19 protein-coding genes are annotated in these 17,456 nt (G+C 62.7%); 11 read left to right on the top strand and 8 right to left on the bottom strand.

What is annotated here, in order from left to right; translation table 11 throughout:
* Positions 1 to 58: 58 nt before the first annotated feature.
* Positions 59 to 1,246 carry an MFS transporter gene (locus KIT02_RS06930; protein ID WP_297584029.1) on the bottom strand — a complete coding sequence of 396 codons (1,188 nt, stop codon included), beginning with the start codon at positions 1,244 to 1,246 and terminating at the stop codon, positions 59 to 61.
* Between the two features lie 225 nt (positions 1,247 to 1,471).
* On the opposite strand from KIT02_RS06930, the gene KIT02_RS06925 reads away from it, so the two are divergent.
* Positions 1,472 to 2,035 carry a DUF308 domain-containing protein gene (locus tag KIT02_RS06925; protein ID WP_297584026.1) on the top strand — a complete coding sequence of 188 codons (564 nt, stop codon included), beginning with the start codon at positions 1,472 to 1,474 and terminating at the stop codon, positions 2,033 to 2,035.
* A gap of 4 nt (positions 2,036 to 2,039) precedes the next feature.
* Positions 2,040 to 3,086 carry a cellulase family glycosylhydrolase gene (locus KIT02_RS06920; protein WP_297584023.1) on the top strand — a complete coding sequence of 349 codons (1,047 nt, stop codon included), beginning with the start codon at positions 2,040 to 2,042 and terminating at the stop codon, positions 3,084 to 3,086.
* Here the strand turns inward: KIT02_RS06920 and KIT02_RS06915 are convergent.
* The gene (locus tag KIT02_RS06915; protein WP_297584021.1) at positions 3,083 to 3,472 is read right to left on the bottom strand and encodes a hypothetical protein; all 390 of its coding nucleotides are present in this window, start codon (positions 3,470 to 3,472) and stop codon (positions 3,083 to 3,085) included. The genes KIT02_RS06920 and KIT02_RS06915 overlap by 4 nt on opposite strands.
* Positions 3,473 to 3,530: 58 nt before the next feature.
* On the opposite strand from KIT02_RS06915, the gene dnaG reads away from it, so the two are divergent.
* From dnaG to KIT02_RS06885, 6 genes are all read left to right on the top strand, one after another.
* Complete coding sequence (gene dnaG / locus KIT02_RS06910) at positions 3,531 to 5,471, top strand: DNA primase (protein ID WP_297584019.1); 1,941 nt, start codon at positions 3,531 to 3,533, stop codon at positions 5,469 to 5,471.
* Positions 5,472 to 5,662: 191 nt separating this feature from the next.
* Entirely contained in the window at positions 5,663 to 7,714 is a 2,052-nt protein-coding gene (gene rpoD, locus KIT02_RS06905) for an RNA polymerase sigma factor RpoD (protein WP_297584017.1), read from the top strand.
* 10 nt (positions 7,715 to 7,724) lie between these two features.
* Positions 7,725 to 8,018 carry a DUF2442 domain-containing protein gene (locus KIT02_RS06900; protein WP_297584014.1) on the top strand — a complete coding sequence of 98 codons (294 nt, stop codon included), beginning with the start codon at positions 7,725 to 7,727 and terminating at the stop codon, positions 8,016 to 8,018.
* A gap of 10 nt (positions 8,019 to 8,028) precedes the next feature.
* The gene (locus KIT02_RS06895; protein ID WP_297584011.1) at positions 8,029 to 8,319 is read left to right on the top strand and encodes an HlyU family transcriptional regulator; all 291 of its coding nucleotides are present in this window, start codon (positions 8,029 to 8,031) and stop codon (positions 8,317 to 8,319) included.
* A 74-nt stretch (positions 8,320 to 8,393) separates the two neighbouring features.
* Positions 8,394 to 8,615, top strand: a complete 222-nt coding sequence (locus KIT02_RS06890; RefSeq protein ID WP_297584008.1) for a hypothetical protein — start codon at positions 8,394 to 8,396, stop codon at positions 8,613 to 8,615.
* A 14-nt stretch (positions 8,616 to 8,629) separates the two neighbouring features.
* Complete coding sequence (locus tag KIT02_RS06885; RefSeq protein ID WP_297584005.1) at positions 8,630 to 9,121, top strand: hypothetical protein; 492 nt, start codon at positions 8,630 to 8,632, stop codon at positions 9,119 to 9,121.
* Positions 9,122 to 9,142: 21 nt separating this feature from the next.
* On the opposite strand, the gene KIT02_RS06880 is transcribed toward KIT02_RS06885, so the two are convergent.
* Positions 9,143 to 9,745, bottom strand: a complete 603-nt coding sequence (locus tag KIT02_RS06880; RefSeq protein WP_297584002.1) for a hypothetical protein — start codon at positions 9,743 to 9,745, stop codon at positions 9,143 to 9,145.
* Between the two features lie 192 nt (positions 9,746 to 9,937).
* Positions 9,938 to 10,621: a tellurite resistance TerB family protein gene (locus KIT02_RS06875; protein WP_297583999.1), complete on the bottom strand. Its 684-nt coding sequence runs from the start codon at positions 10,619 to 10,621 to the stop codon at positions 9,938 to 9,940.
* Positions 10,622 to 10,711: 90 nt separating this feature from the next.
* On the opposite strand from KIT02_RS06875, the gene KIT02_RS06870 reads away from it, so the two are divergent.
* A complete protein-coding gene (locus KIT02_RS06870) occupies positions 10,712 to 11,332 on the top strand; it encodes a GyrI-like domain-containing protein (protein WP_297583997.1) in 621 nt (206 codons plus the stop codon).
* 86 nt (positions 11,333 to 11,418) lie between these two features.
* Here the strand turns inward: KIT02_RS06870 and KIT02_RS06865 are convergent, their stop codons facing one another.
* From KIT02_RS06865 to KIT02_RS06855, 3 genes are all read right to left on the bottom strand, one after another.
* The gene (locus KIT02_RS06865; RefSeq protein WP_297583995.1) at positions 11,419 to 11,823 is read right to left on the bottom strand and encodes a hypothetical protein; all 405 of its coding nucleotides are present in this window, start codon (positions 11,821 to 11,823) and stop codon (positions 11,419 to 11,421) included.
* A 135-nt stretch (positions 11,824 to 11,958) separates the two neighbouring features.
* Positions 11,959 to 12,474 carry a TIGR00645 family protein gene (locus KIT02_RS06860; protein ID WP_297583993.1) on the bottom strand — a complete coding sequence of 172 codons (516 nt, stop codon included), beginning with the start codon at positions 12,472 to 12,474 and terminating at the stop codon, positions 11,959 to 11,961.
* A 133-nt stretch (positions 12,475 to 12,607) separates the two neighbouring features.
* The gene (locus KIT02_RS06855; protein WP_297583991.1) at positions 12,608 to 14,851 is read right to left on the bottom strand and encodes an OmpA family protein; all 2,244 of its coding nucleotides are present in this window, start codon (positions 14,849 to 14,851) and stop codon (positions 12,608 to 12,610) included.
* Between the two features lie 256 nt (positions 14,852 to 15,107).
* On the opposite strand from KIT02_RS06855, the gene KIT02_RS06850 reads away from it, so the two are divergent.
* The gene (locus KIT02_RS06850; RefSeq protein WP_297583988.1) at positions 15,108 to 15,527 is read left to right on the top strand and encodes a secondary thiamine-phosphate synthase enzyme YjbQ; all 420 of its coding nucleotides are present in this window, start codon (positions 15,108 to 15,110) and stop codon (positions 15,525 to 15,527) included.
* A gap of 2 nt (positions 15,528 to 15,529) precedes the next feature.
* Complete coding sequence (locus KIT02_RS06845) at positions 15,530 to 16,360, top strand: sulfite exporter TauE/SafE family protein (protein WP_297583985.1); 831 nt, start codon at positions 15,530 to 15,532, stop codon at positions 16,358 to 16,360.
* 283 nt (positions 16,361 to 16,643) lie between these two features.
* Here KIT02_RS06845 and KIT02_RS06840 read toward each other — a convergent pair whose 3' ends face one another.
* Positions 16,644 to 17,360, bottom strand: coding sequence for an SIMPL domain-containing protein (locus tag KIT02_RS06840; protein ID WP_297583982.1), 717 nt, complete (start codon positions 17,358 to 17,360; stop codon positions 16,644 to 16,646).
* Positions 17,361 to 17,456: the final 96 nt, after the last annotated feature.

Here is a 17,456-nt window from a genome sequence, read left to right as displayed (position 1 = left end):
CGGAAATCTTTCCGCTGGGTGAAATCACGCCGGATGGTCACCAGTTTATTACGCCATTTCAGGCGGTTGCACCCATTGGCAGGGGTGGCGCACGGCCACTGCGGTTTTCCGCGAAATGCGAGCACAGCGCCAGCACCAGGGCCATGAGCACACTGGCCGTGCCGATAAGGGGCAGGCTGCCATAGCCCATCCCGGCCTCGAGCAGCGAGGAGCCGAGAATGGCGCCGATGGCGATGCCGACATTGAAGCCGGCCGGAATCAGTGTCGAGGTCAGGTTCGGCGCATCGGCGGCCCAGAGCAGCATGCGCGATTGCAGCGGCGAGCCGATCGCAAAATTGGCGCCACCCCAGAACAAGACCAGGATGATCATCGGCAGCGCATAGGGGCTGGCAAAATAGACGGCTGCGAACAACAGCGCCTGAACCGAGAGGATGATGAGCACGGAGGGCATGAGCCGCCAATCGGCCATGCGCCCGCCGATGAAGACCCCGATCGTGGACCCGACCCCATAGGCGAGCAGGATGGGCGGCAGGGCCGAGGCATCGAGCCTGGTCACCTCCGTGAGCAGCGGCGCGATGTAGGTGAAGAGGCTGTATTGCCCGATCATCACCAGTATCGCGATGAGCAGGCCGACAAAGATCTGCTGGCGCCCGATGGTGCGGATTTCCTGGCGGAACGAGCCAACTGTCGCACTCGCACCGGCCTTTGCGGGCAGAAAGAAGATGAGACCAAGCGCCGCCACAAAGGCAAAGCCGCCCACCGCCCAGAAGGTGGCCCGCCAACCAAGAGCGTGACCAATGGCGGTTCCTGCGGGTACGCCGAGCACATTTGAAACCGTCAGTCCGGCGAGGATGACGGCCATGGCAAAGCCGCGCCGCTCGGGTGGCACGGTGCCGGTGCCGACCACGAAAGCGATGCCGAAATAAGTGCCATGCAACACGGCAACGGCAATGCGAACAGCCAGCAGGACTTCGAAATTCGGAGCCATGGCGCAAAGGCACTGGCCGAGGGCAAACACCAAGGCAAGGGTAACCACCAGCGTCTTGCGATTGATGGTCTTGGTAGCGATCGCCAGCAGCGGGCCGCCGATGGCGATCCCTGCCGCGTAACCGGTGACCAGATAACCCGCGACCGGCACCGAGACACCCAGACCAAGCGCCACATCGGGCAGCACGCCGGCGATGACGAATTCGGCAGTTCCGAAGGCGAAGGCCGCCAGGAACAGGGTGAACAGGGGCAAGGGCATGATGCTGCGCGATTGGAGGTCGATCGTGGGCCCGGTTTTTCACGTTCGCGGCGATTGCGGCAATGCACAAAATGGGAGCGGAGGTGGAGATAATCTATAGCGGGTGCGTCATCCGGGCATGTCCGATGAGGCGTTGATTTTCCCGCACAGGCCCGTTCCCCGAACCGGAACATTGCACTAGGCTCGGGCCATGTGCGGAGCGGCCTCGCCGCGGGGAGAATGAAAATGGCGGTATCGTCCCAAACCAAGCGCCGGTTCGCGCTGGCAACGGCATTGCGCGGCGCGCTCATGCTGCTGGCAGGGCTCTATGCGATCATCTGGCCGATCGAGGCGCTGGCAGTGCTGGTGCTGTTCGGGGCCATCCTGCTGATCATCGACGGGGCGCTCGGGCTCTGGAGCCTGACCTTCGGTGGCGGCAAGAGCGGCAATTACTGGTTCGACGTGGCGGCCAATGCGGCATCGTTGATCCTGGGCGTGCTGATTCTGATCAGCCCGCTGCTGGCGACAGTGTTCACCGTGACCTTCCTTTCGAGCCTGGTGGGCATTGCCGCAATCATTGTGGGTGTGATGCAGATCGTGGTGATTGTCCGGGAGCGGGAGAGCTATGCCCGTATCTGGCCGGTGGTGCTGTCGGGCGTGTCCTATGTGCTGCTTGGACTGGTGTTCCTGCTGTTTCCGCTGTTGAGCGCCTCGATTGGCATGATCATCGGCGGCGTGCTGCTGATCGTCTTTGCAGTCGGTCTGTTCGGCTGGGCCTGGCGGCTCTATCAGGCCAGCAAGGCCGGCTGAGCCCATGAGCGAGCAGTCAGCACCGGGGCGCTGGAGCGTTGAGCGCGCCAATGCCTGGTATGCCGGCCAGCCGTGGCTGGTCGGGGCCAATTTTGTTCCGTCGACAGCTTCCAACCAGTTGGAAATGTGGCAGGCGGAAAGCTTCGATGCGGTCACGATCGCCCGCGAACTGGGCTGGGCCGCCGATATCGGCATGGACACCATGCGGGTGTTTCTGCATGATCTGCTCTGGCACACCGACCGCGACGGATTTTGCGACCGGATCGAGCGCTATCTCGATATCGCCGCCGGCAAGGGCATCAGCACCATGCTGGTGCTGTTCGACTCGGTCTGGAACCCCGATGTCGCATTGGGGGCGCAGCCCGAGCCACGGCCAGGCGTCCACAATTCGCAATGGGTGCAGGGTCCGGGCAGGGCGCTGGCGGACCGGAGCCAATGGTCGCGCTTGCGCCACTATTGCGAAGATGTGGCCAGCACATTCGGGCAGGACGAGCGGGTCATTGTCTGGGATGTCTGGAACGAGCCCAGCAATCTCAATGGTGGTCGCTTCACCGAAGTCGAGAACAAGCGGGCGCTGATTTCCGAACTTCTGCCGCAGGTTTTTCAATGGGTGCGATCGGCCGGACCCTCCCAGCCGCTGACTTCCGGCGTCTGGTCGGGCGAAACGCTTTACGACGACGCTCATGCGCGCATCCAGATCGAAAATTCTGACGTCATCAGCTTTCACGACTATCAGACGCCGGACAAGCTGGAAGCCAAGCTGCTCGGCCTGCCGCGGGACCGGCCGCTGTTCCTGACCGAATTCATGGCGCGCACCCCCGGCAGCACCTTCGAGACTATCCTGCCCATCGCGCGGCGCGAAAAGATCGCGTCCTATTGCTGGGGGCTGGTGGCAGGCCGTTCGCAGACGCTTTATCCATGGGACAGTTGGGCCAATCCCTATGTTTCGGCGCCACCCGACCCGTGGTTCCACGATGTGTTCCATGCCGATGGGCGGCCCTATCGCGCGGATGAGGTGAACCTGATCCGTGCGGAGACCGGACGTGGCTAGCGATAGATGACGGTAATGCCGGCGACGGCGTCGTCCTGGCGCAGGATTTCGGCGCCCTGGGGCAGGGTGATTTCGATATTGCCATAGCCATCCCAGCGGGGCGCGAGGTCGGCCATGGCGGCCACCGACACGAAACTGGCGGCATCAAATGGCACCTCTTCGTCAGGGGGCACCAAGGCGGCCTGGATATTGGCGGGCGTGTCGCCGCAATCACGGGAGAAGGTGACGAGATCGAACTGCCCGTCGGGCGAGGTCTGGCGGCTGTCTTCGGTCACCGTACAGGCCGGCACGAGGTCACCGACAACCCACAGGGTTGCGCCGATCAGGATGGCCGGGCCAACCGTCAGGGCGAGCAGCACGGGCGTGGGCATCTTGGTTTGCGGCATGGGTGTGGATAAGTTCCTGGCTCGTGACTTTGCCGTGGCAAATGCCTAACTAGCACATATGCGCTTCACCGATACCTTTTTGGAGGAGATCCGTCAGCGCCTGCCGATTACGCAGGTGGTGGGCGAGCACGTCCTTTGGGACAAGCGCAAGAGCCAGCCGGGCAAGGGCGATATGTGGGCCTGTTGCCCTTTCCATGCCGAGAAGAGCCCCAGCTTTCACGCCGATGACCGCCGCGGCATCTATCACTGCTTTGGCTGTGGCGCGAGCGGCGACCACTTCCGGTTCCTGACCGAAAAGGCAGGGATGAGTTTTCCCGAAGCGGTCGAGAAGCTGGCCGGGATGGCGGGCGTCGCCATGCCGGCGCGGGACGAACGCACCGAAAAACGCGAGGCGGCCCAGCGCACCCTGATCGACGTCATGGACCTGGCGACGAAATATTTCGAGGCCGCATTGGCCCATAATATCGGGGCGCGGGCGCGCGGCTATCTGTTCGACCGGGGCGTGTCGCCGCAGAGCCAGAGCCGGTTCCGCATCGGTTTTGCCCCCGATAGCCGCAATGGGCTCAAGGAGCATCTGGCGGCCAATGGCGTTTCCGCACAGGCGATGATCGACACCGGCCTGGTCACCAGCCGCGACGACGATCCGCTGACCTATGATCGCTTTCGCAACCGCGTCATGTTCCCGATCAGCGATTTTCGCGGGCGGGTGATCGCCTTTGGCGGGCGGGCCATGTCGCCGGATGTGCCGGCAAAATATCTCAACTCTCCCGAGACCGAGCTCTTTTCCAAGCGGCAGACGCTCTATAACGGGCAATCGGCCCGGGCGGCGGCGCGCGATGGGGCCACGGTCATCGTGGTGGAAGGCTATCTCGATGTGATCGCTGCGGTTTCGGCCGGGTTCGAGGGGGCCGTCGCGCCCCTGGGCACGGCGTTGACCGAGGAGCATGTGCAACTGCTCTGGCGCATGAGCGACAATCCTGTCCTGTGCTTCGATGGCGACAAGGCGGGGCTCAAGGCCGCCGAGCGGGCCGCCGATCTCATCCTGCCGCATCTCAAGCCGGGTAAAAGCGTCAAGATTGCCACGCTGCCCGAGGGCCAGGACCCTGATGACCTGATCAAGGCGCAGGGCCGGGGCGCCTTTGCCGAAGTGATCGAGAAGGCCCGAAGCCTGTCCGACATGGTCTGGAGCTTTGAGACGGGCGGGCTGGTGCCCGAGGCTCCCGAGGAGCGCGCGGCCTTGCAGGCGCGCCTACGCGAGAGGGCCAATGCCATTCAGGACTCGACCGTCCGGTTCCACTATGGCCAGGCGTTCGATGAAAAGCTCAAGGCCTTCTTTGCGCCCCTGCGCCAGACCGGGCGGGACAACTGGCGCGGCGGCGGCAAGCCGGCCTATGGCCAGAGCGGCGCCTATGGCTATCCGGCCCGGGGCACGCCGCGCCTCGTCGTGTCGGATACGCTGCGCAATTCGCGGTTGCTGCGCTCTGGCGGCGTCGCCGAGGCATCCCCGCGCGAGGCGATCGTGGTGCTGACGCTGGTCAATCACCCGGCCCTGGTCGAAGACCATTTTGAGGCGCTGGCGGCACTCGATTGCGAGACGCCTCTGGCCCAGAAGGTGCTGGGCGATATTCTGGCGCTTGCCGTGCGTCATCACGATATTTCCGCCCAGGACCTGAGCGCTGCGCTGGGCGCCAGGGGGCACGGCCCGGCCCTGGAGCGCATGGCCGAAACATTGCAGAAGCAGGGGGTGTGGCAGGTGGCGCCCGAGACTGCGCTGCCTGACGCAGAGACCGGATTGAGTCACGCGCTGGCCTTGCATAACAAGAAAGTTCAGCTAAATAAGGAACTCAAGGCAGCCGAAGCGGCGCTGGGCGAAGACCCGAGCGAAGAAACCTTTGAAAGGCTGCGTGACATCAAGAACCAGATTACCACTGTCGATGGCACAGAGGCATTGATCGAAGGATTTGGTTCGCTATCGGGACGCGCAACTCGCAGTTTTTAGGGGATATCCCTGGAGGCGTGCGACGGTGCGCGGTTTTGCGTTATGGCGAATCACTTGCCATATGCGCCCGGAAGCGACCAGAATTGCCGGGAGCCGTAACGCTCCGGTGAAACGCCCTTTACCTTGTCTTGAGTTGTCACCACCTAAGACACAGCCGGGACCGCCCGCCCACGGGTCCCGAGGAGCAGCAGATGGCCACCAAGGCAGCGAACAAAGTTTCCAAGGATACCGAAAAGCCGGAATCCGGCGCGCCTGAGACCTCTAACGACAGCCCCCTGATCGACCAGAACGATGCGGCCGTAAAAAAGCTCATCAAGGTCGCCAAGAAGCGCGGCTACGTCACCTACGAAGAACTCAATGCCGTCCTGCCCTCCGACGAGGTCAGCTCCGAGCAGATCGAAGACTTCATGTCCATGTTCTCGGAAATGGGCATCAATGTCGTCGATGAGGACGAGGTCGAGGAAACCGAGGTCGAGAAGGACGACGACGACAGCGGCACCGAAGTCGCGCCGTCGACCGGCACCGCCGTCGCCAGCACCTCCAACACCAAGTCGGGCTCCGACCGCACCGACGACCCGGTGCGCATGTATCTGCGCGAAATGGGCTCGGTCGAACTGCTCAGCCGCGAGGGCGAAATCGCCATCGCCAAGCGCATCGAGGCCGGTCGCGAGACCATGATCGAGGGCCTCTGCGAGTCACCGCTGACCTTCCAGGCCATCATCATCTGGCGCGACCAGCTTGCCCAGGGCGAGATCCTGCTGCGCGACATCATCGATCTTGAAGCCACCTATGCCGGTCCCGATGCCAAGCAGGCAGCGCCCGAAGTTCACGTCGCGCCCAAGCCCGAACCCGAGCCGGTCAAGGAAAAGCCCAAGGCAGCGCCCAAGCGCGCCTCTTCGGGCGACGATGACGACTATGTGCCCGAAGAGCCGGAAGCCCCGCAGGATCCGGTCGAGGACGACGACGACGAATTCGACAATGCGCTGTCGCTCTCGGCCATGGAGGCCGAGCTCAAGCCGCAGGTGGTGGAGACCTTCAACAGCATCGCCGAGGCCTATGGGGCCATGCGCGAAATGCAGGATCGCCACGCCGAGGATCGCACCGCGACCGTTTCGGACGCCGAGACCGCCAAGCTGTCCGCACTGCGGGCCGACGTCATTGCCGATGTGAAGTCGCTCTCGCTCAATGCCGGCCGTATCGAAAGCCTGGTCGAGCAGCTCTACGACATTAACAAGCGCCTGGTGCGCCTGGAAGGCCGCCTGCTGCGCCTGGCCGAAAGCTATGGCGTCAAGCGCGAGTCCTTCCTCGAGAAATACTATGGCCGCGAGGTTGATCCCAGCTGGGAATGGGAACTTGAGAATTTCGACGGCAAGGGCTGGGGCGAGTTTGCCCGCCGCGAGACCGACACCATTGCCGAAATCCGTCGTGACATCGCCACCCTGGCGACCGAGGCGGGCCTTGATGTCGGTGAATACCGCCGCATCGTGCACAAGGTGCAGAAGGGCGAGCGGGAAGCTGCCATCGCCAAGAAGGAAATGGTGGAAGCCAACCTTCGCCTCGTGATCTCGATTGCAAAGAAGTACACGAACCGCGGCCTGCAGTTCCTTGATTTGATTCAGGAAGGCAATATCGGCCTGATGAAGGCCGTCGATAAGTTCGAATATCGCCGCGGCTACAAGTTCTCGACCTATGCGACCTGGTGGATTCGTCAGGCGATCACCCGCTCGATCGCCGATCAGGCGCGCACCATCCGTATTCCGGTGCACATGATCGAGACGATCAACAAGATTGTGCGCACGTCGCGCCAGATGCTGCATGAGATCGGCCGGGAGCCGACGCCGGAAGAGCTCAGCGAAAAGCTGCAGATGCCGCTCGACAAGGTGCGCAAGGTTCTCAAGATCGCCAAGGAGCCGATCTCTCTCGAAACGCCGATCGGCGACGAGGAAGACAGCAATCTCGGCGATTTCATCCAGGACGTGAACGCCGTGCAGCCGATCGATGCGGCGATCCAGTCGAACCTGCGCGAAACCACGACCCGCGTTCTGGCCTCGCTGACGCCTCGCGAAGAGCGCGTGCTGCGCATGCGCTTTGGTATCGGCATGAACACCGACCATACGCTTGAGGAAGTGGGTCAGCAGTTCTCGGTGACGCGCGAGCGTATCCGTCAGATCGAAGCCAAGGCCCTGCGCAAGCTCAAGCACCCGAGCCGCAGCCGCAAGCTGCGGAGCTTCCTGGATAATTAGGAGCGGCTCAATGGCCGCTCCACCCCTCAAGCTGACCTCGATCCGCGCCACCATTCCCTTCAAGCTGGTGGTGACGTTTTCGGATGGCACATTCGGCACGTTCAACGCGGCGCCAATGCTGGCCGAGCGCGGGGAGGGCACCGAGCCCCTGCGCGACCGGCGCTATTTCGCCAAAGTCGAACTGGTCAACGGCAAGCCGATGTGGCCGAACTATTTTGACATCTCGCCGCTTTGGTTGCAGGAGGAGATGGACAAACACGGCGCGCTGGAGCGCCCCCGGCCCGGCCGCAGGATCATTTCGTGAGGAGAACCGCATGTCGTTTCTGAAAAAACTCTTTGGCGGTGGTTCGTCCGATGCGGCGCCAAAGGCAGACAAGGTGCTGGGTGAGGAGAGCTACAAGGGCTTTGCCATCAAGGCCATCGAGATGCGCGCGGGCAGTGAGTATCAGCTCGCCGGGTTGATCGAGAAGGATGTCGGTGGCGAACTCAAGAGCTATCGCTATATCCGCGCCGACCGCATGAGCTCGGTGGACGATCTGGTCGCCCTGGCCCTCAGCAAGGGCCGGCAGATCATCGACGAGCAGGGCGAAGGCATCTATCGCTAGCCCCAACACTTGCAGTGAATTTGGCGACCGCGAGCCGGAATGGCTCGCGGTTTGCCGTTTGAAAGGAGGCCAGAATGGCCAAGAAACCAACCGCCCGCACCGAATTCGTGATGTTCGACATCGTCTATGAAGACGGCAGCCAGCGGTCAAATCGCAAGGTCGATGCCAGCCTGCTCGGCGGGCTCGATGGCGATGAGCCGGCGCGTGCCGCCATCATGGAACAGGACCGTGCGATCTCCGAAAAATCCGGCATCCCCCCACTGGCGATCAAGTCGATCAAGCGGTCCGGAAAATGAGGTTGCGGGCGGCCGTGCTCGCCCTGGCCCTTTGTGCGGCGCCGTCCCTCGGTCAGGAAGACCCCTGGGGCCTGAGGCTGCAGGGCGGGGCGAACGTGGCCCGGCAAGACTGCGATCGTGCTTGCCAGCAGGCGCGGTTGGTCTGCGTGGTCTTTTCCCATGCCGGCAGCAAGGCCTTCCGGGCCGAAGACCTGACCGATGACCGCAATTTGCCATGGGGCCAGATCGATTTTGCCATGCTCGCCTCGATGGTAAGCGATCGCAAGGATATTGACCCGAGTGTGATCGCCGATGGCTCGCGCCGCAGCGGTCCGCAAGTCGTCTCGTTCGCGGACCATGATTGGGTCCATGCGGATTACGATTTTGTTTCGGGTAGCCGGAACTACGCAATCACCTTGCTTTTATGGCCCGACAAGTCGGTGACGCGTGGCCTGCGGTGCAGCTATGCCGCGACTTCCGATCCGGCCGACCAGATCAGGGCCTGGGCCGGAGAAGTACGCCGCTGAGGCTTGGGTGCCTGCGGATGCTCAACGCAGCATGTCGGGTGGATCGCTGGGGTTGTAACTGGCGGGCGCGTTGCGGTCGGCGGCCCGGAAGAACGGGATCACCAGAGCGGCACCGCCCAGCATGATGAACAGGGCTTCGGCCTGTCGGGTGATGACGAACAAGACGATCGGCGTGCCAATGAAGAAGGCTGCCGCAATCGCCAGGATCACCTTCTGGGCCTTGGCCCGCCCTGGCGTCGTGCCGGTGGTGAAGCGGATGTTGCGGGCAGCACCGTTGGCCAGCAGCCGCTCGTGAAAGTCGGCCTTGAACCGGTAATAGTGCTGCGTCTGGTCGTCATTGGCATTGCCCCATGCATCTGTGTTCAACACCCGCAGGATCAGCCCGTTGAAGAAGCGGATGCTGGTCTGGGCGGTAGCTGCTCCGCGCGGCATGGCGTTCATCGACAGGTTGACCTCGACGATGTCGCTATAGGGCTTGAAGGTGATTTTCCCGTCGCGCGGGAACCTCAGGCCCTCGGCTTCCGGGGTGATCCCCTGGTCCTTGAGGCGCAGAAAGAACCCGCCCCAGCCCAGAAACAGCGGATGGCGAACGGGTGGGCGGTCGGCTTGGGCAGGTTCGGACATGGCATGGCACCCCCAGGATGCGCCAATCAAGCATGGCGCCGGGTGGCCGTCATCACCCTTTTAGGGGGATAGCCTCGGCTCGGCTGGTTCGGTGGACGTGCCCGGCCTTCTCAATCATGCCGTGCAGCCATCGACCCGGTTCAGAAATGCAAAGGTCGGTGCCGCGCGGATGAAACACCGCGCGGCAAACGGTCAGACATTGCTGCTGTTTGGCGTATAGGCCCAGGGCGAAGCGGGGACCGGTGCAGGCTCGGGGGCTTTTTCGCCGGCCTGGCGATGGATTTCGGTGACCAGGGCCGGGTCCAGCTTGAGTTTGGTTGCCAGTGCCTCGAGATAGGCCTGTTCGGCGGCGGTGTCGGCGCTGATGGCCACGAGCGAGGCGGCGTAGATTTCGGCGGCATGCTCGGGCGTATCGGCGCGGGCTACGACCGCATTGATGTCGAGCGGCGTCGAGAGTTCGTCGAAGACCCAGGCCTTTTCCTCAGCCGAGAGCGGCATGGTCTTGAGCCGTTCAAAGATCGCTTCCTTTTCCTCGGCGTCGATGCGGCCGTCCGCCTTGGCGGCGGCGATCATGGCCCGAACCAGGGTCTTGCCCAGTTCTTCCTGCGCGGCGGTGTCGGGCGCGGGAATGAACTTGTCCTCGCTCGGAGGCGAAGCCTGACCGCTCTGGCCCTGCTGGTAATTCTGCCAAGCCTTGTAGGCGAGACCCCCGACGGCTGCCATGGCGCCCACCTTTGCCGCATTGCCGAGCAGCTTTCCGGGCTTTCCTCCAGACAGCAGCAGTCCTGCTGCCAGGCCGGCGGCGCCGGTCATGGCGGTACGCTGGGCATTCTTGTCGGTTTGCAGGGTCTTGAGGATCTGGTCGATATTGAACATGTCGGCTCCCGTTATTTCAGGCAAAGATGGGGGGTGCAGCGGCGTTCTGCAATGTTTGTGAACCGATTGTAATGTGAATGGGGCGAGCCCATGACGAAGCTGGATGTCCGCAAGTCGCTCAAGACGCTTTATGCACCGGCGAACCGGGATTTTGAGCTGGTCACCGTGCCCCGGCTGCGGTTCCTGATGGTGGACGGGGCGGGCGATCCCAATGTCAGCCCGGACTATGTCCGCGCGGTCGAGTGGCTCTATACGGTCAGCTATGGCGCAAAGTTCGCCGCCAGGGCGGCCGGGGAGGGCGACTTTGTGGTGCCGCCGCTCGAAGGGCTGTGGTGGAGCAAGGATCCCGCGGATTTCGTCGCCCGGCGCAAACAAAACTGGCAGTGGACGATGATGATCATGCTGCCCGACAGGGTTGGGCAATCGAGCCTCGATCTGGCCCTCGCCAAGGCCGAAGGGAAGCGGGGGGCGACTCCGCCGGGCTTTCGTGTCGCCGAGTTGGCAGAAGGCCTGTGCCTCCAGGCTTTGCATGTGGGCAGCTACGATGCGGAGGGGCCGGTACTGGCGCGTCTGCATGATGCGATCATGCCAGACATGGGGCTCACCTTTAACGGGCCGCACCACGAAATCTATCTCAGCGATCCACGCCGCACAGCCGCCGACCGGCTGAAAACAATATTGCGCCAACCGGTCAGGCCGGTGGCGCAATAAAAGACCCCGGTGGGGCGCCGGGGTCCTTTTGGCTCTGAAGGGAGGGACAGAGCCGGGGAAGCTAGCCTACTCAGTAAGGCTGGCTATTAGGCGCCGGGGGCGGCCGGTTCAGCAACCGGAGCAGCCTCGGTTTCCGTGCCGGCCGGAGCATCGGCCGCAGGGGCGGCTTCAGCCGGGGCGGCTTCGGCGGCCGGAGCCTCAGTCATCGGGGCTGCGTCGGTGGCGGGAGCCATCGCGTCAGCGGCCGGGGCTTCGGTCATCGGGGCCGGAGCGGCTGCCGGATCGGTCACGGGGGCTTCAACAGCCGGGGCACCGTTCACATCGACAGTGGTCGAGGGACCGGAATTGGCCGAGAAGACGAGATAACCAATGGCCAGAAGGGCCAGGGCAACGATGATACCAACGAACCAGCCGGTACCATTGCTCTCACGGGTATAGACGGTGCGGTTGCCGTCATTTGTATAAACAGTATCGCGTTCGGGGGTAGCCATCTGTTTCGCTCCTTTGTTTAAACGCTGGCAAAGAAACGCGGCCAATGACCGAGAGTTCCCAAGTTCGTGAAGAGCACGAATTTGGAGCAAGATTTTTGATAATACCGTTTTGAATCAGTGGCTTGCTGGACCTGATCAAAGGTTCTGCAGGTCGATCTTTTGTGGCTTTTTTGAGATTTTATCGATCACGGCGAGAAAAAATGCCGAAACGATAAAGGTCAGATGCAGCACGGTGTACCAGAAGATCTGCTCATTGGTGTAGCTGGGCACATTGAGAAAAATCTGCAGCAGGTGGATCGAGGAGATCGCCACTATGGTGGAGGCCACCTTGATCTTGAGAGAGCCGGCATCGATCTGGCCGAGCCAGTGGACCTCTTCCTCGTTGTCGAAGCGTGACACGAAGTTCTCGTAGCCCGAGATGATGACCATCACCACCAGGCTCGCGATCAGCGCCGCGTCGATCAGCCCGAGGATCTTGAGGATGGTTTCGGTCTCGTCCATGCCGGTCAGGTGGCTGGCAAAGTCCCACAGCTTGATGAAGAAGGTCAGTGCATAAAAGGCCAGCGCGATGCCGAGGCCGATATAAAAGGCCACCAGCAACCAGCGCGAGGCCAGGATGATGCGTTCAACGAAGATTTCCAGGCTTTTCATGTCACCAACTCCAAGGCTGGCGCATCCTTAGCAAGCCAATTTGCGGTGACAAGATGGCGTCGCGCGTGCAGGGCAGGCATGAAAAAAAGGCCGGGGGTGAGCCCGGCCTTTCTCAAATTTCGGATCGAAAGCCTTAGCGGCTGGCGACCGTGATCAGCGGCGTGATGCGGCGGATCGTAACGCGACGGTTTTCGCGCTCTGCCGCTTCGGTGCGGATCTTCAGGTAGCGTTCGCCATAACCCTGGGTGGCCAGGTTTTCCGGCGGCACGCCGTAGAAGTCGGTCAGCACGCGGGCAATGGTGGCTGCACGCATATCCGACAGGCGCAGGTTGGAAATGTCAGCGCCCACGGCATCCGTATGGCCTTCGATCAGGAAGGTCTCATTGGGATTGCGTTCCAGCAGCGCCAGCATGGCATTGGCCACCACCGAGAGGGCACCAACCTGGTCACGGCCAATGGTTGCCGCGCCGGTATCGAAGGTCAGGTTGCCCACTTCGAGCTTGCGCACGGAGTCGCGAACTCGGGCGGAGCGCTTGACCTCGTCGATCGAGTAGATACGGGCGACCTGTTCGACCGGCGGCTGGGCGAAGAACGTTTCCAGCTCATTCTCGTCGGCATAGCGTGCATCGAGCACGTAGTCCTGCACGGGAATGTTCAGGCGCAGCGGCGGCAGGTCACGACCCGGATCATACCAGGTGTCGAGCTGCTGACCGTAGCGGTCGTCGAAGTAGGCCAGCACATATTCCTGACCGTCCGGCGTGATGCGCGAGCGACGCAGGATGTCGCCGTTGCGGTTGCGGACCGTGACGATCTGGGTGCCGTCCGGGCGCGTGATCACTTCGCGAACCCGGCCATTGCTGAGGTTCTCGTAGTAGATCTGGTCTTCAGCCGGGTCATAGAACCGGTCGGTGTCCTGACCGATCGAATTGACGATCAACTGCGTACCCACCTGCAGAATCACCTGGGCGATGGTGTCGCCCGAGCTGGTCTGCACTTCCGGTGCCTCGACAACGGTCACATTGTTCTGCTGACCAATGTTGTTTTCGACATTGTTGGTGGTGTTGTTGGTCGTATTGTTGACGGTCGTTTCGTTGTTGATCGTCGTGTTGTTGGTGATGTTGTTGATATAGTTGTTGATCACCGTCTGGTTGACCGTGGTGTTTTCCGTGGCCGTCACCTCGGTGCCTTCCTCGGCCGTCACGGCGGGGATGGCCTCGGCGGCAAAGGCGCGGACTTCCTCGGACTGGGCAGCCTCATCGCTCTCCGGCGGGGGAGCAGCGGGTTCGGCGGGCTGTTCTTCGACAGCGACTTCGCCCTCGGTCGTGGTCTCGGCACCGGACTCGACGACAAAGTCGACATCCTTGGCGCTATCGAGGACCGGCGCGATCTGCTCGGCCGTCACGCCCTCGGGAAGTTCCACGATGGGTTCGGCAACTTCACCGCTCGAGGTCGTATCCTCGACCGGTGCCGGCTGCTCGGCTTCAACCTCAGCTTCAGCTTCGGCCTCTGCTTCAACCGCGGGTTCTTCGCTGGTCATGTCTTCGCCATGGCCTTCGGCGGCCGGCTCGGCAGCAATGGCCGGGACGGCAGGCAGGGCCAGGCCGTACTGGGCCAGGCACGTGTCGACATCGCCAAGACCGGCATCGGCGCACAGGGCCTCGATTTCGGCGCGGGCGCCATCCATGCGGGCCTGTGCGTCGGCAGCGTCGCCACCGGCCAGCAGGTCAGCAATGGCCTGGTTGTAGATATCGACCTGAGCCGACAGCTCGGCGCTGATGTCGACAGCCACTTCGGCAGCAGGTTCCTCGGCCGGTGCTTCTTCAGCAGGGGCCTCTTCCGCAGCAGCTTCCTCGGCGACAGGCGCCTGTTCCTCGGCCACGGGCTCTTCAGGGGCAGGCTGTTCTTCGACAACCGGCTCCTCGGCCACGGGCTCTTCAGCGACGGGTTCTTCTTCGACAACCGGCTCCTCAGGAGCGGGCTCCTCGACAACCGGTTCCTCGGGCGCCGGTTCTTCCATCACGGGTTCTTCTTCCACCACCGGTTCTTCGGGGGCGGGTTCTTCCGCCACTGGCTCTTCGGCCACTGGCTCCTCAGCCGCGGGCTCCTCAGCAGGGGCAGCCTGTGCTTCGGACGAGGACGAGTGCTCGGCGTTCACCGCAGCAATACAGTCTTCAAGGCTGGCATAGCCGGCCACGATGCAGAGTTCTGTCAGGGTCGACTGGGCGACATCGAGCGCTGCTGCGTCACCGGAAGCCTGAGCCTGCACATAGGCGTCATAAGCGGCTCGCAGTTCGGCGTCTTGAGCCGAGGCGGCCAGCGGTGCAAGGGCGATGAAGCCGATGCTCGTTCCTGTTAGCAGCCATGTCTTGAGGCGCATTGTTCTTTCCTTCTTGTCGTTTTCGCACATGTTTTGCAAAAGCATCCAAGTGGCACCTGAACTGGACATGAACGTCCCCCAAAGCCATTTGATGCCAGCAAACCCCGCAGTCTCCCAACGCATCCGGGGTGTTGGAGTTCCCGGGCGATTTCCGCGCTTTTGGAATAGGTGCAGCGTTTGCGGCGGCATTGGGGCAGTGGACGGTTCGCGGATGAACGGGCTCCCACCATTTTGAGCGGCGTGCTAGGTGCTGGATATGCGTCAGGCTGTTCAATCGCTTTCGATCCAGACCCGCGGACAGGGCCTCTACGAGGTGACTGAAAGCCTCGCCGCGTTCGTTGCGTCCAATGCCGTGCAGACGGGACTGGTGACGGCCTTCGTACGGCACACATCGTGTTCGCTGCTCATCCAGGAAAATGCCGACCCGGACGTGCAGACCGACCTCAACGGCTATTTTGCCAGGCTGGTGCCCGAGGGCATGGACTGGCTGGTCCACACCACTGAAGGGCCGGATGACATGCCGGCCCATATACGCGCCGCCCTGACCCAGACGTCGATCGGCATTCCCATCATGTCCGGGCGCGCGGTGCTGGGCACCTGGCAGGGGCTTTATCTATTCGAGCACAGGCGCCGGCCGCATCGGCGGGAAATCGTGCTGCATCTATCGGGAGAATGAACATGGATTTGGGCAGCCTGCTCGCCTACTGGCCCTTCGTCTTGGGACTGATGGCCACAGGAGTGGTGTCCGGGGTCGCTGCGGGCCTGCTGGGTATTGGCGGGGGCGCGGTCATCGTGCCGGCTCTCAGCAATGCCCTCCTGCTGATGGGCTACGACGGCGACATCGTCCAGCATGTGGCGGTCGGCACCTCCCTCGCCATCATCATCCCGACCGGAATCATGAGCGCCCGGGCCCATCACAAGCGGGGGGCGCTCGACATGGATATCCTCAAGCTCTGGGCCCCGGTGATCGTGATCGGCACCTTCGTCGGTGGGCTGATGGCGGGCTGGTATTCCGGCGACGTGCTGCGCGTGGTCTTTGCGGTCATGGCCTTCGTGATCGCGGCCAATATCGTCTTCGGTTTCCAGACCAGGCTCATGGGGCACCTGCACGGCTCGTCGCTGACGCACCGCATTTCGGCATTCATCGTCGGCTACATGTCGTCACTGATGGGGATTGGCGGCGGTTCGCTGACCGTGCCGACGCTGGTCGCCTTCGGGCAGTCCATGCACAGGGCCGTCGGGACTTCGGCGGCCATCGGCGTGGCCATCGCGGTGTCGGGAACCCTGGGCTTCATCATATCCGGCTGGAGCGTTGCCAACCTGCCGCCGCTCAGCTTTGGCTATATCAATCTGCTGGCACTGGCCCTGGTGGGGGTGCTCGCGGCCCTGTGCGCGCCTCTGGGTGCCGCCCTCGCGCACCGCATGGATCAGAAGACGCTGAAATATGTCTTCGCGATCTTCCTCGTCGCCGTAGGGCTCAACATGCTGTGGAAAGTGATTTTCGGCTAGATGCTGGTTTGGTCGCGCTTTCGAACCAGAAAGGTGGTGTCCACCTTTCTTGAAAACGCTCTGGGGTCCGCCGCAAAGCCAGTCGCCGGTTTGCCGGGCGACTGGAAAGGGGGTTGGTGGGGACGGGGTGACTACGGTGGATCCGTCCCCACCGCCCAAGCCCCCTCTGATGAGGGGATCGGGGTCAGGCGGGCGGCGCGAGGGCAACCCGCCCAGTTGTACAACGCACCTTTGGCCGTTCTGGTTTGTCTAAATCGTGGCGGCCGGTGCAAACTTCAACCGTTTAGTCGGCCGTGTTGTTCAAATCCCACGCAACATTCACCGAGATTGCGAAGGTCAGTTCGCCCGCCTCAACCGGCACGTCGGCGGCCTGCGCCATTTCGGCCCTTGCATACATCGGATAGGGCTGTGGACCGTTGAAGTCCTGCCGTTCGCTGATCGATTCGAGTTCGCCCAGTTCGGCGCCGGCGGCCGTGGCGTAGAGTTCGGCCTTTTCGCGGGCGTCGGCGAATGCGGCCTTGCGGGCCTCGTTGAGCAGTTCGGCCGGATCGGCGACCGAGAAGCTGACGCCATTGACGGTATTGGCACCCACCGTGACCGACCGGTCGAGTATGGCGCCGAGGTCTTCGAGGTCACGCACCACGACCGTCACCGTATTGGCGACCTGATAGCCGTTGATCCGCGGCGGCAGGGAATAGCCAAGATCGTCGCGGGCGTCGGAATAGACGTAATTGGGATTGACCGAGAAGCCGGAGGTCTGGATGTCGCGAGCCTCGATCCCCGCTTCCTTGAGCGCGGCAATCAACTCGGACATGGCGGCGGTATTGGCGTCGAGCGCCTCGCGCGCAGTCGCGCCCTGGGTGGTCACGCCGGAATTGATCGTGGCCATGTCGGGGGCAGCGCGGACTTCGCCGCGGCCTTCGATGGAAATGGTGCCGGCATAGGCGGGCAGGGCGGTGGCGAGCAAGGCGAGGGGAGCGAGGACGCTGAGGGCACGCATGAAAATCTCCTTGAGTATCTGCTGGCGAACACGTGTCTCCAGCCAATACGTCAGTATTGCGGCGCAGATGAACCGGAGTTGAACGGGCAGGTTCCG

Source organism: Devosia sp. (assembly GCF_025809055.1).
Taxonomy (GTDB): Bacteria; Pseudomonadota; Alphaproteobacteria; order Rhizobiales; family Devosiaceae; genus Devosia.
The sequence above is the reverse complement of the archived record's forward strand: the minus strand, read 5'-3'. Positions and strand labels throughout refer to the sequence as shown.